11 protein-coding genes and 1 pseudogene are annotated in these 14,601 nt (G+C 35.0%); all 12 read left to right on the plus strand.

Annotation, left to right across the window (positions count from 1 at the left end; genetic code table 11):
* Window positions 1–9: 9 nt before the first annotated feature.
* Window positions 10–3,348, plus strand: a complete 3,339-nt coding sequence (locus tag P5P89_RS01505; RefSeq protein ID WP_278010428.1) for a SusC/RagA family TonB-linked outer membrane protein — start codon at window positions 10–12, stop codon at window positions 3,346–3,348.
* Between the two features lie 12 nt (window positions 3,349–3,360).
* Complete coding sequence (locus tag P5P89_RS01510) at window positions 3,361–4,680, plus strand: RagB/SusD family nutrient uptake outer membrane protein (protein ID WP_278010429.1); 1,320 nt, start codon at window positions 3,361–3,363, stop codon at window positions 4,678–4,680.
* Between the two features lie 176 nt (window positions 4,681–4,856).
* Window positions 4,857–5,621, plus strand: coding sequence for a LytR/AlgR family response regulator transcription factor (locus P5P89_RS01515; protein ID WP_278010430.1), 765 nt, complete (start codon window positions 4,857–4,859; stop codon window positions 5,619–5,621).
* Between the two features lie 220 nt (window positions 5,622–5,841).
* Entirely contained in the window at window positions 5,842–6,426 is a 585-nt protein-coding gene (locus P5P89_RS01520; RefSeq protein WP_278010431.1) for an NUMOD4 domain-containing protein, read from the plus strand.
* Between the two features lie 318 nt (window positions 6,427–6,744).
* Window positions 6,745–8,132, plus strand: a pseudogene (lpdA, locus tag P5P89_RS01525) (dihydrolipoyl dehydrogenase).
* A 331-nt stretch (window positions 8,133–8,463) separates the two neighbouring features.
* Window positions 8,464–9,159: a hypothetical protein gene (locus P5P89_RS01530; protein WP_223682471.1), complete on the plus strand. Its 696-nt coding sequence runs from the start codon at window positions 8,464–8,466 to the stop codon at window positions 9,157–9,159.
* Between the two features lie 272 nt (window positions 9,160–9,431).
* The gene (locus tag P5P89_RS01535) at window positions 9,432–10,217 is read left to right on the plus strand and encodes a hypothetical protein (protein WP_278010432.1); all 786 of its coding nucleotides are present in this window, start codon (window positions 9,432–9,434) and stop codon (window positions 10,215–10,217) included.
* Between the two features lie 291 nt (window positions 10,218–10,508).
* Window positions 10,509–11,042, plus strand: coding sequence for a hypothetical protein (locus tag P5P89_RS01540; RefSeq protein WP_278010433.1), 534 nt, complete (start codon window positions 10,509–10,511; stop codon window positions 11,040–11,042).
* 217 nt (window positions 11,043–11,259) lie between these two features.
* Window positions 11,260–12,213, plus strand: coding sequence for an SPFH domain-containing protein (locus P5P89_RS01545; RefSeq protein ID WP_278010434.1), 954 nt, complete (start codon window positions 11,260–11,262; stop codon window positions 12,211–12,213).
* Window positions 12,213–12,455, plus strand: coding sequence for a hypothetical protein (locus tag P5P89_RS01550; RefSeq protein ID WP_278010435.1), 243 nt, complete (start codon window positions 12,213–12,215; stop codon window positions 12,453–12,455). Before P5P89_RS01545 ends, P5P89_RS01550 begins: the two co-directional genes overlap by 1 nt.
* Before the next feature lie 11 nt (window positions 12,456–12,466).
* The gene (locus P5P89_RS01555; protein ID WP_278010436.1) at window positions 12,467–13,405 is read left to right on the plus strand and encodes a hypothetical protein; all 939 of its coding nucleotides are present in this window, start codon (window positions 12,467–12,469) and stop codon (window positions 13,403–13,405) included.
* A 24-nt stretch (window positions 13,406–13,429) separates the two neighbouring features.
* The gene (locus P5P89_RS01560) at window positions 13,430–14,386 is read left to right on the plus strand and encodes a DUF6620 family protein (protein WP_278010437.1); all 957 of its coding nucleotides are present in this window, start codon (window positions 13,430–13,432) and stop codon (window positions 14,384–14,386) included.
* Window positions 14,387–14,601: the final 215 nt, after the last annotated feature.

Below are 14,601 nucleotides of genomic sequence, written 5' to 3' on the forward strand. Positions count from 1 at the left end.
TCCAAAAACATGAAAAAAATTTTACATGCCTTACTGCTGTTCCTGGCCATCGCAGGATACTCGCAGGAAACCCGAACAATTACGGGAATAATACTGGACGAAAGCGACAAATCCCCTATTCCGGGAGCTTCTATTTTTGTCGAAAACAATTCGATTTCCAATAAAACTTCAATGGCTGGAATTATTGAGAGTTCAACTATAGGAACTACTACCGATTTTGATGGTAAATTTCAATTAAAAATAGCCAAAAATGTAACTTCCCTGAGAGTAACTTTTATGGGATATGTTTCTTATACTTTAGACCTTTCTGCACAGAGAGATTACACTATTAATTTAAAGTCTGAAACTGCAAAACTTCAGGAAGTTGTGGTTACAGGTTACCAAAAAATCGAGAAAAGAAAACTTACTGCTGCGGTTTCTAAGATAGATATGGCTGCGATCCAGCAGACAGGGGTTTCCAGTATCGACCAGTTATTAGTAGGACAAATTGCCGGTGTTGCTGTAAGTACACCATCCGGAGCACCTGGAGCACCTGCAAGAATCAGAATCAGGGGTACAGCTTCTCTTAATGGTACACAAGATCCTTTATGGGTACTTGATGGTTTGCCTTTAGAAGGAAATGAAGTTCCTAAAAACTTTGATAAGGATAATATCGACGTATTAAGCAACTACTCTATTTCTGGTTTAAACCCGGATGACATTAAAGATATTACCATTTTAAAAGATGCAGCCGCAACAGCTATTTACGGAGCCCGTGCTGCAAATGGCGTAATTGTGGTAACTACTAAAAAAGGTAGGGCAGGTAAAATGGTCGTAAGTTTCAACACAAACACTTTCATCACACAAAGACCTGATTTCTCTAAATTGAATTTGATGAATTCTTCTGAAAAAGTTGATTTGGAACTTGACATGGCAAGCCGTGCGGATTTAACATACAGGGATACCGGTGGAGATATTACCCGCATCTTAAACGGATCTAACGAATTAGCAGCCTTCAGATCTGGAGGATTCTCTTCTTTGAGCCCGGCAACTCAGCAATCTATCAATGATTTAAGAAATAACAATACAAACTGGGGTAACCTATTATATCAAACCGCGGTGAATACACAGCATGGTTTAAGTTTATCCGGAGGTGGGGAAAAATCAGACTACTATTTTTCTGTAGGATACTATGATGAAAAAGGAACTACAGTTGGAACCGGTTTCAAGCGTTACAACTTAACCTTAAAAAACAACTTTGAGTTAACAGACAAATTTAAAATTGGTGTTGGAATTTTTGGTTCAGAAAGCAAAACATCATCTTATTTAACAGATACAGATTTGTTTACAAACCCTGCCAATTACTCAAGAAACGTAAACCCATATTTAACTCCATATAATGCTGATGGCAGTTATAAATATGATCAGGATATTGCGGGATACTCTGACCGTTATGTTCCTTTTAACATTCTGGAAGAAAGACAAAACACGTCTTATGATTTAAAGTCAAGAGCTGTAAAAGCTTTATTTGATGCAGAATATAAAATAACAGACGCTCTAAAAGTTACTTCACAGTTAGGTTTACAATTAGACAATTCTTCAAGCGAAAAATTTGCTGATAAAGACACGTATTACACCAGAAAACAAAAGGAAGGATCTCGTTACTTTAATAACGGAACCTACAAATATTTCCTTCCTGAAGGTGGTATTATTCAAAATTCCAACACAGACTTCTTCCAATATAACCTGAAAACAATGGTTAACTACAAGAAAACTTTAGCAGAGAAACATGAAATTGAAGCAATGGTTGGTAATGAATTAAGAAGAAGTTACACAACATTTGTAGGAACTAAAGGTTTTGGTTTTGATAAAAATAATTTGACTACTCAGCAAATTGTATTCCCTAATACAGATTTTTCTACGTATGAAATTTATAAAACCTATGTAAAAAATGAAAATGAGAATGCATTTGCTTCATTTTTTGCAACAGCAGCTTATACTTATAACAGAAAGTACAGTATATTTGGAAGTGTTAGATATGATGGTTCTGATTTATTTGGTGTAGATCCAAAATATAAATATTTACCACTTTGGTCAACATCTGCTTCATGGACAGTATCTGAAGAAGATTTCTTAAAAGAAAACTTAACCCTTTCAAACCTTAGACTTCGTGCTTCTTATGGTTTACAAGGTAACATTGACAAGGGCACTTCTCCTTATGTAATGGGTAGAAATAATAGTGCAGTAATTCTACCTGGACAAACAGAGCCTGTAATTGTGATTGACAGTCCGCCTAATGACAAATTACGCTGGGAAAAAACTGAAAACGTTAACCTTGGTGCTGACATAGGCCTTTTCAATAATCGTATCAGCATTGTAACTGATTTATACGGAAGAAAAAGTTCTGACTTAATAGGATTAAGAGCACTTCCTTTAGAAAATGGTTTTGAATATAGCAACTTAAACTGGGCACAAGTAAGTAATAAAGGTTACGAGATTACTTTGTCTACTAAAAACATTGATCGTCCCAACTTTAAATGGAATACAAGCATTAACTTTTCTCACAACAAAAGTAATGTTGACCGTATAGAAGTTCGTGATACTGATTACATGCCAAGCAGAGAAGGTCTTCCAGTAAATGCAGTATTCGGATTTAAAACAAACGGTATTGACGAGAACGGATATCCTTTGTTCGTAAATAAAAACGGAGAAACAGTAAATACACAGACCTTTTTTGGATTATTCGATCCTTTTGCTGACTTTTTCCCTGGAGAACTTACACAATCAAGTTTAACTGCCAGTGAATTTAGAAATTTGTTTACTTATTTAGGAGACAGAGATCCAAAATTTACAGGTGGTATTACTAACACATTTAAAGTAAGCAATTTTGACTTAACCATAGCAGCATCTTTCAATATTAAACAGACTGTTACAAAAACACCTCCATACAACGGAACACTCGTAGACAGAGGTCAAAATTACAGCAGGGATATTTTAGACGCATGGTCTCCAACCAATACATCATCTAATTTACCTGGAATTACAAGTAAAGATTCTGGAACCGGTGATTCTTACATGGCCTATTTGTGGTATTCAGGACAAAATCAAATAACTACTTACAATTATTTAGATACATGGACAAGTGAAATGAGTTATATGAGATTGAGCAGTATGCGTTTGGGATATACTTTCCCTAAAACAATTACAGATTATCTTAATATTCAAAGCATCAGATTTAATGTTGAGGCAAGAAACTTATTCGTAATTAGTTCTGACTATAAAGGTTATTTTGACCCGGAAACTTTCGGAAACATCTATGCTCAACCAGTTCCTAAGTCATTTACTTTAGGATGTAATGTAACTTTCTAATAACAATTAAAGATGAAAAAAATCTCAAAATATATACTACTTTTTGTTGCTGCTATGGCTGTAACAAGCTGCGATGATTATCTGGATATCCAACCGGTAGGGCGTGTTATTCCGGAAACGTTAGATCAATATCGTGCAGTTTTAACCAAAGGATACCACACTTACCCTCAACACAAATCTTTAACAGCAGTTCGTACAGATGAATTGGCTTTAAATGAATTTAGTGACGATATAATTTATTACCGCGATATTTATATCTGGAAAGATGCTAATCCTGATCGTATCACGACCACTTTTCATTATCAGGATCTTTACACGGTAATTTTTTATACAAATGTTATTATCAATGAAGCTTCTAAAAAATTGGAAGTGTCAGAAGAAAGAAACCAACTAATTGGAGAAGCTTATGCTTTAAGAGCAATGGCTTACTTTGATTTGGTTAACCTTTTCGGAAAACATTACAATGCAGCAACAGCTGCTACAGATAAGGGGGTACCATTAGCACTAGAGATTGATTTAGAGCAGGCTTTCGTTCCTCAAAGTGTTGAAGTAATTTACAATCAAATTATTTCAGATACCAACAAAGCTGAAGAAATGATCAATTTAAATACGCAGCCAACTGGTAAAAATTATCGTTTTTCGAAAGCAGCTTTATACGCTTTTGAAAGCCGCATTTACTTATATCAGCAACAATGGCAAAAATCGTTTGACGCTGCAGAAAAAGCTTTAGCAATCAATAATGCATTAATTGACTTAAAAGCCACTCCTGCTTTGGCTACAAAATACACTTCTGTTGAGTCTGTCTTAGCTCTTGAGGATGGATTAATCAATAATCTAAAAGGTACTGTATATGCATCAGCGGATTTAATAGCATCGTACAATAAAACAACTGATTTACGTTTTCCTCTTTATTTTTTAGCAAGCGGAAGCCGTTACAGAATTCAAAAAGGGGGCAACGATGACCAAAGATGCTCTTTCAGAACTTCTGAATTATATCTTACAAAAGCAGAAACTTCAGTAAAACTGAATAAAATTTCTGATGCTAAAACAACTGTTTTAAGTTTCATCAAAAACAGATATACAGCAACAGCATATGCACAGCTTGAAAGCAATGTTAATGCTATGAATACTGTAGATTTAACAAACTTCATTTTAGAAGAAAGACACCGTGAGTTTGCTGTTGAAGGACAACGCTGGTTTGATTTAAGGAGAACTTCCCAAAAACAAATCGTTCACACTTTCAATGGAGAAAATTATACATTAATACAAAACGATCCGCGCTATACCATTCCTTACCCGGCAAACGCGAGATTAAACAATCCAAATCTATAATTACCTATTATTGTTTTTGCAAAAGGGTCCAGTTTTAAACTGGGCCTTTTTTGTTAATTTAAAATAAATAAAAATATTTCGACTTTAAATAATTATAAACCTTAACTAAATATATTTGCAAAAATTTAAAAGCAGCTTCTCAGGATTGCAGCTTCAGTAACTTTACTTTCAAAAGAATGAAAATTGCCATTGTTGAAGATGAACATCTTGCTTCAAGTTATTTACAATCCATTTTAGGGCAGCAGGATGTTTTACCAATAACTCAGGCTACCGTTTTAAAATCTGTAAAAGAAGCTGTTGCATTTTTTAACGAAAACAATGTCGACTTGGCTTTTATGGACATTCATCTAGGTGACGGAAAAAGCCTTGAAATTTTCGAGAAAGCCACGGTTTCCTGTCCGGTTATTTTTATTACCGCATATGATTCATATGCTATTTCAGTTTTTAAGCATTTTACGATTGATTATCTTTTAAAGCCTTTCGAAGAGCAGGAACTTTTAGAAGCCTTAATCAAGTTCCAAAAAATCAAAGACAGCTTCAATACCGATGCAACCCTGCAGTCGCTTGTAGCAATAGAAAGTCCTGAAACATCTAAGATACAACGTCATTTTCTGGTGAATTACGGCTATAAGCTGATTTCGATAAATGAAACAGAAATCACTTATTTTGCCGCCTCCGGAAAGCATCTGTTTATTTATACTAAATCGGGAAATAGTTACTTATACGATAATACACTTACAGATATAATTCACGCTCTTGATCCTTTTTTATTCTTTAAAGTAAACCGGAAATATATCGTAAGCAGAAAAATTATCAAGGAAGTTGTAAAACATTCCAATCAGAAAATCGAATTGATTCTTACTGTCCCCGCTATAGAAAACGATCCTATTATAATTAGTAAAAAAGAAATAAATAATTTTAAAAACTGGCTCGACCAATAAAATCAGGCATATAATTCCTAAAATAGATACTGGAATATATCTAAAAAAGCATTTAATTATGTTAATTCCTGTATTTAACTGACAAATACAGCACCATATTCTTTGTAAAAGTTAAAAAAGCGTTATAAGAATCATAAATTTTACACTTCATATTCAGGCAAATAGCTTTTTTTTCTTTGAAATTGTATCTTTGGAATAATAGAATTAAATGCAAAAGAATATGCCACAGATTAGATTTTATCCAAATGAAGAATTCAAAGAAATAGATATTAATGAGTCTTTACAATTTAGATATGCCATTTCAAACAAAGGAAGATTAGTTAGCTTTACAGATGAGATACAAAACGGACGTCTTTTAAAAGGCGGACTGAGCGACGGATATCCTACTTTTCGTTTCAAAATCAGACAGGATGATAAAATTGTCAATAAATACCTTTTTCTCTACAAATTAGTTGCCCACTATTTTCTTCCAAAACAATCTGAAGAACAAACCTATGTCCTTCATCTGGATTATGTACGAAACAACGATCATGTGAACAACCTGCGCTGGGCTACGAGAGAAGAAATGATAGCGCACAGCCGTAAAAGCCCACACGTTATTCAGGCTAAAAAGAACCTCATTGAACACAATATAAAATCAGACGGCAGAAAACTGACTACTACCAAAGTAATGCTGATCAAAAAAATATTAGCCCGTCCCGAGCAAAAAACACGCCTTAAAATGATTGCCAAACAATTTGGGGTTAGTGAAATGCAGATCAGAAGAATTGCCAGCGGCGAAAACTGGGGACATGTAAAAATTTAATGGTGAATTATTAATATATCACGATTACCAAAGTCTAAGAGCTGTAAAAGTTCCTGGACTTTGTTTTTTTTGAAACGCCTTTATTTTTCAGATTTATATTCAAAATTTTAATTTACAATTCATAATTCACAATTTACAATTAACAATTCCCTCATTTTCTGTGAAAAGATTAAAATTTCCAATCGTAAAAACAATTTTACAAGTGTTTTTTAAAATAAATCCTTAAATTCGCAGGCACAAATAATCGTGAATTATTGAAATTGGGTTTCGGAAAAACGACCCTTAATTTCAATAATAAAACTAAAAAGCAAAAATAAAATGAAATACGACGTTATTGTTTTAGGAAGTGGTCCCGGCGGATATGTAACAGCCATCAGAGCATCACAATTAGGCTTTAAAGTAGCCGTAGTTGAAAAAGAAAACTTAGGTGGTGTATGCTTAAACTGGGGATGTATCCCAACAAAAGCATTACTAAAATCGGCTCAGGTTTTTGATTATTTAAAACATGCTTCTGATTACGGATTAACCGTTTCTGAATTCGATAAAGATTTCCCTGCAGTTATCCAACGCAGCCGTGGAGTTGCAGAAGGAATGAGCAAAGGAGTTACTTTCCTGATGAAAAAAACAAAATCGATGTTATTGAAGGTTTCGGAAAACTGAAACCTGGAAAAAAACTTGACGTTACAGATAAAGACAATAAAGTTACAGAATATAGTGCAGACCATATCATTATTGCTACAGGAGCACGTTCACGCGAATTACCAAACCTGCCTCAGGATGGTGTAAAAGTAATTGGTTACCGTCAGGCAATGACTTTGCCAACACAGCCAAAATCTATGATCATTGTAGGTTCAGGTGCAATTGGAGTTGAGTTCGCTCACTTTTACAACTCAATGGGAACAGATGTTACTATTGTAGAATTTATGCCAAATGTAGTACCGGTGGAAGACGAAGATATCTCAAAACAATTTGAAAAATCTTTGAAAAAAGCAGGTATCAAAGTAATGACCAACTCTTCTGTAGAGAAATTAGATACTTCAGGAGCAGGTGTTAAAGCAACAGTAAAAACAGCTAAAGGAGAAGAAATCCTTGAAGCAGACATCGTACTTTCTGCAGTTGGAATCAAAACCAACATCGAAAATATCGGTTTAGAAGAAGTGGGTATTGCTGTAGACCGTGATAAAATCTTAGTAAACGCTTTCAATGCAACCAACATTCCTGGTTATTACGCCATTGGAGACGTTACTCCGGGTCAGGCTTTGGCTCACGTAGCTTCTGCTGAAGGAATCAACTGTGTAGAAAAGATCAAAGGTTTACACGTAGATCCAATCGATTACGGAAACGTTCCGGGTTGTACGTATGCAACTCCTGAAATCGCTTCTGTTGGTTTAACAGAAAAACAGGCTAAAGAAAAAGGATACGAATTAAAAATTGGTAAATTCCCATTCTCAGCTTCAGGAAAAGCAAAAGCTGCCGGAAATGCTGACGGATTCGTAAAAGTAATCTTTGATGCTAAATACGGAGAATGGTTAGGATGCCACATGATTGGTGCAGGAGTTACAGACATGATTGCGGAAGCTGTCGTAGCCCGTAAACTGGAAACTACAGGTCACGAAATCCTGAAATCGATCCACCCTCACCCAACCATGAGCGAGGCAGTTATGGAAGCGGTTGCAGATGCTTACGGCGAAGTAATTCACTTGTAAAATACCGTTTTACGGTTACATATAATTTTCAATTTAAGAAATCCGGTTTGTACAGACAGACCGGATTTTTTTATAGGCATGCCCCGCAGAAAAAGCAGGTCGGGCTATTCGCTAAATTCCCGATTAACAAAAACTACGGCTAAAAAGCCTTGTTTTTCTAAACCGGGAGATACCGCTGCTATCCCTCATGCGGGCATCCGGTTTCATGATTGAATTATTCCTTAATATTAAGAAGTTGTTCCAAGCAAGAATCCTTTTTTAAGATTTATAGGAAATTATCATATATTTGAGAACCATAAAATCTGAAACAAACCCCGAAAAATTAAAAAAATTGACAAAAAACATATATAAAGAATATTTTGAGACGCTAAAATCTTATCTGACGATTCTTGACATTGATAAAGATGAAAGAGTTGTTGGTTGTTCTGAAGAAGAAATCGATAGCCTTAAGTCTACAAAAGGAAATTTTCCGATTGTATATGAGGAATATCTTCGGAATATTGGTAAAAAATTTTTGTTTGAATTCATGGATGCTGAAGATATGGCATTTGAAGACTTAGATTATATAAATGAATTTGCAGAGGAAGTATTTGAAAATAATTCTTTAAAACCCAAAAAGGAGTTTTTAGTAATATCAGAAAGAAGAAGTGATTATATTTCTTTAATTTTTACCGGAGAAGAGAATCCTCCAGTTTGGATAATGAGTGAATATTGGGATGAAAGTGATGGAGAAAATTTATCAGTTAGAACAGAATCCTTTACCGATTTAATGAATGCATTTTTTAGAAAAACATTACAAAACCAAACAGCATCTTTTCATTTTGTTTCAAATGAAATCAAAGATTCTGAAACCTATATCAGGAATAAATACATTGCCTGGGCGAAAGGGTTAAACGAAATAGTATCAAAAATTGATCTGTATAGAACTGAAAATCATCTGGTTCGTCAGCTTAACGAATATTTACTGGATTATTACATACCAAATAAAAATACTTTTTTTGAAATTTTAAAGGAGAGGAAAACATAATAGGCTAGCAAAGAAGAAGAAGAAGAAGAAGAAAGATAAGCCTAGTAAATAACAAACTAGACTAGAAGCTAATGTAAATACTATTGAAAGAAAGGAAACACTTTTAGAAAAGTTTTTTTTATCTCTTTAAATAAAACTGCACAACAGTGGTTTGGCGCGATTGCTGGTTTTTATTTTTATGTGTTCATGAAAAACGTTTATCTTTAGCAGAAAATAATCCGTTCGCTGGCATCGAAGCTACGGAACGTTAGTAGCAAGCAGAAATTTCTCCGATGATTAACTACTCAATGAAATATGGTGTTTCTGAAACAGCACATTTATTAAATGTGGATAAAGAAACGATAAAAACTTGGGCTTATACTTTCTCAGACTATTTAAGTTCTGAAGCAAATCCTGGTAAAGGAAAGATTCGACATTTTCTGATAAGTGATATTCGGGTTTTCGCTTATGTTCTAATGTATTGGGAGGATAAGCCCGACATGGAAAACATTAAATATGGTCTTAATTCTAATAGTCATTTCGAGTATGAAACGATTGACAATTTTTTAACGGGTATTACACCTTTGTTCATAGTGATGCCAGAAGACATTGACGAAACATGCAGAGGCGTGGTTTTCGGTGGTGAGTTTCAATTAGGAGATATATTCACAACGGCAGACTCGTTTAAATTAGCAGGTGACAAACTTGTTGAAATGTCTCATAAAAATTATGAACGAGAACTATTCCAACCGGCAATTTATAATTATCGTCATGCGACAGAGCTGTATATCAAAGCGATAATCGGTGAAGAAATTAATCATGACTTGCGGGACTTAGCGGAAAAGCTTAAAACGGTTTTGAAAAATGAATTTAATGTCGTTCCTCCTGAATGGTTTGAAAATATAATACAAGCTTTTCACTATTCAGACCCAAAAGGAACTGCATTTAGATACGGTCAAACTGTACCGCAAGACGAGTTATACGCTGATATGAGACACATTGCCTCCTTGATGAATTGGCTTTCAGACTCATTTAGACGAATCAGAACAGAACGACTTAAACGAGCTGACATTATGTAGACAGCCTGCCATCCTCTGGTGCTCGTTTGCAACGAGTACCTACATAAATTTAAAGATAAATTGTAGCGTTTGTAACGCGGCTAATAAAACAACAGTTTCTTATAAACCCTTATTTATAAATTTATCTGAAAAGCCGCGTTGTAAACGCTTTATTTAATTTCCATAAGTAAACAGATACTCGTTGCAAACGAACACCAGATTGAGAACAATACTAAATATTATAACAAAAAAAAATCTTTGCAATCACGAATTACAAATCAGTTCTATTGGATAATTAACCAAAAAATATTTTTGAAAAATTTTAAAAATATACTTAATTATAAAAGTAAATCTGAAAATTTATTGAAAAAAAACAGACTTCGTTTTGATCAAATAATTTCAGATAAACGATTCAATTATCTTGAAAAAGTATTTGAAAATCTTTTTGAAGACAAAGACTATCTAACAGATGAAGCCATTTTAAATGCTTACTTTAATTTTTCTGATAAGATGCAATCAAATTCATTTGCTATTGCAGAACTTGAATGGACTTTTATTTCTGTTCTTTGCCAATTCAGACCAAATTTAACCGAAACATTATTAAAACGTCCTTTATTAGCAATAGTTTATTCAATTGGAGATGATATCGATTGGTTTACAGTTAAACAATTTATTGACAAAAGAATATTAGCCAAGAATGCTGAACCTTACGGAGGTTTACCTCCAGAACCAGGTCTTTTATGGTTAGAAAAGCTTTTACCAAATCAGAAAGAAAAAGTCCAAAAAATTTTAGAAATAGTAATTGAAGAAAACAGACAAGAAATAGAAAAACTTAACAACCGGTAAAAACTGTAACTATTTGAACATTCATATTACGTTAGTTACTATTAACCTGATTATGTTAAATCAAATTAATCCGGCATGAAAAACCAATCGAATCTTCTCCGAACAATATTTCTTCCAAACAACTCCCATCATTAACAAAAAAATAGTAAAAATTTCATAGAAAAAAATTTCTACACTGTATTAAAATTCCTATTTTTAGTCCAGTAAAAAATACCGTATGAAATTACCCTTTATAGAAATAATTGAAGCCACCACAAGCAACCCAAATTTGTTAATGTGGAAATTCCATGATGAAGACAAAGAAATAAAAAACGGGGCAAAATTAACCGTACGCGAAAGCCAACAGGTGATGCTGTTGAATGAAGGACAGCTTACTGATGTATTTTCGCCAGGGCTTCACACCTTATCAACAGAAAACATTCCTATCCTGAGTACCCTCAAAGGATGGAAATACGGATTTGAAAGTCCGTTTAAAGTGGATGTTTACTTTTTCAATACACATCAGTTTATCAACAACAAATGGGGAACTCCCGCTCCTATCCTGCTCCATGACCCACAATTTGGACAAATCAGGGTAAGGGCTTTTGGAAGTTTTGATATAAGGATAATTGATGTTGCCAAATTCTTCCGTCAATACGCCGGTACTTTCGAACAGCTGACCATTTTTGAACTCCAAAACCAATTAAGGGATTTTGTAGCCCCAAAGTTTGGAGAGGTTCTGGCGAATGAAAACATTACCATTACAGATGTTGCGGGAAACATTACCCAATTGGGCCAAAAGATTGAACCGTATCTCAAACCCTATTTTCTGCAATTCGGAATCGAATTAACGCAATTTGTCATCACCAGCGTAACCTTACCGGAAGAAGTTACCGCCCACTACGACAAAATCACCAATATGAATATGGTAACCGATATGGATAAATTCACCAAATTCAATACCGCAACGGCAATTGGAGAAAAAGGAACCGCAATGCACGATGCCACCCAAAATGCCTTAAGTATGGGAATTCTTTTAAACCAAATCCAGCAAAACAAAGAAACGCCAAAAGAAGAACCCAAAGACGACCTGACTTCTAAACTTCAAAAACTGAAATCATTGTTTGATGCCGGTTTAATCGAAGAAGATGAGTTCAAAGCCAAGAAATCAGAATTATTAAACCAATTGTAATGGAAGAAAAAAAAATGACTTCGTTTCTCGATAAGCTGAAAGAAAAGGCGCAAAAACAATCTAATTATGGAGGCGAGACTGAAATTACGGATGCTCAAATGAGCCTGAGAGACTGCCCAAACTGCGGTTCCGGAAGAGCAAAACAAGATGGTGTAACAAATTGCGCCTATTGCGGATATGAATTCATACAGGTAAAGCTTACAGACGGATTTTACATCAAAAAGGAAGATAATTCAATTTAAAAAACAATAAAGTGTTCGGATTATTCAATAAACAAAATAATGAAAAAACTGCAATTCCTGAATGGAATGCAGAACTTCAGGAATCAAAAGAAAGATGGTTTACTTTTCTGGAAAAACTGGAAGCCAAAATGGAAGAACTGGCAACAGCCGCAATTCCCGAATTAAAGCAGCTCTTACAGGACGATGACGACCTTTATAAACGAACTTTTCACAGAGTTTTATCGGGAGTTAATGGTCAGTTAAACAACATCAGGGAAAAAGCGAGAGATACTTACGAACAAAAAATAAACACTCTTTATTACGACCTCAACACTCAGGTTTCTGTTTTAAACCAGCATCATTATTTGCTTTATGATTTCAGAACGGTCTGCTCAGACCGACATAATGAATTTGAAAGAAAATTTGACTATTGGAGGGACCAAATCGAAAAAACCCAGGAACGTGACCTGGAAATCGAGTACCAAAAAATTCTCAATGAATTTGAAGCTATTAAAGATAAATTCAGCTGCAAACAATGTGGAGGAAATATCACTATTGATAAGATTTTTTTAATTGAAACCTATATTGCATGTCCGTACTGCAGGTCTCAAAATACTTTTGCACCGAGCACGCAGGCCCGAATGCTGCAAAATATTGCGCGAGGCCTTGCAGAACAAAGAACAGTTCATTTATACGAAGCTTTTCAAACTGAAAACAACAAAGAGCGCGAACTGTATCATCAGCGGCATGAATTAAGCCTGAGTAAAATCCATGAAAGAGACAGTAAAGTCCTGAGTGAAATCAATACCAAAATGGATCAGTTGGAAAACGAAAGACAAAATGCAATAGAGAATGCACCAAAATTACATCAGGTGTATTTAAGAGCTATGTATGACGAGTGGAACAAAATCACACCCGATTTAAAAGAGCACAACGAAAAAATGTATCAGAATCAATTACACTACAAATAAATTAATAACCTTAAAAACAGAAAAATGTTTAAAAAACTTTTTGGTTCCCTAACCGGAGACAACAAACAAGAAAATCAGATTGATGCACAAACTTCAAATGATAATTATGAGAATAATTATGAAAACGAGTATCAGGAAACAGAATACGACCCTGAAACTTTGCACGGAACACATTACGCTATTGAAGATTTTGACAATGAAGTAGAAAGAAGAGCAGAAGCCTGGATTCAGGATGAACGTGAAAGTGGGGAAAATTTACAGGAAAGCGACATCAAAAGCATTTATACCAATTACAGACGACAAGTTTACCAAGAATGGAATAACTGCGATTCTGATCAAATGATCCGATTTGAGCATGCTAATTCATTAAAATACAGCGGCGTTCAGACTTCAGGGTTTGTAAAAGTAGAGGACAACAATCCGTTTCTTGAGCCTGTGCACGGGATTTCATTGAGAGATTATACAGCCATGTGCCTGAAAATTAGTGCAGGTGTAGATTACAACGAAGTGTGCAGAGCAATGGGTATTGAATCTGTAATCTGGGAAGAATTAAATACCATTTGGCCACAGCGTATGGGCGAAGATACTTCGTTTACAGTTACCACTTTATTCGGTCAGTATTATGCAGAAAACGTTACGATTCCGCAATTAGAAAATATCAAAGCCGAGGTTTCAGAAGAAGGAGTTGCAAATCTTGAAAGAATCAAAACCGACCGTTATTTCTACGAGGAACTTGCCGGAGCGAGACAGGCAGCTTACGAATACGGAATCGACGGAGCACAATGGATCCTGGATAACTACGGAATCAATCTGGCCGATTTCCAGTCGGTTGCCATGCAGTGGATGACCGAACAGAATCAAAACTGGAACTCAGAAGAGATAATGGCGTTTTCAAATTACCAGCAGGAAAAACAAAAAGAATACGCCGCAAAATTCGCCGCAGAACAAGGCGGCAATATAGCGGACGACGTAGAATTCTAAACTATTTCCAGTACATCAATTAATCCGGTTTGTAATTGCAGATCGGATTTTTTTATGGGCATGTCCCGCAGAAAAAGCGGGTCGCGCTATTCGCTAAATCTTTTGTTCCGTTTCTCTTCACAAAAGGATACCGCTGCTATCCCTCATGCGGCATCCGGTTTCATAATTGAATCAATCTTAATCAAGGACTCTTTTTGAGGATTTATAAGAAATTA

This window comes from Flavobacterium gyeonganense (assembly GCF_029625295.1).
In the GTDB taxonomy this organism is placed as follows: Bacteria; Bacteroidota; Bacteroidia; order Flavobacteriales; family Flavobacteriaceae; genus Flavobacterium; species Flavobacterium gyeonganense.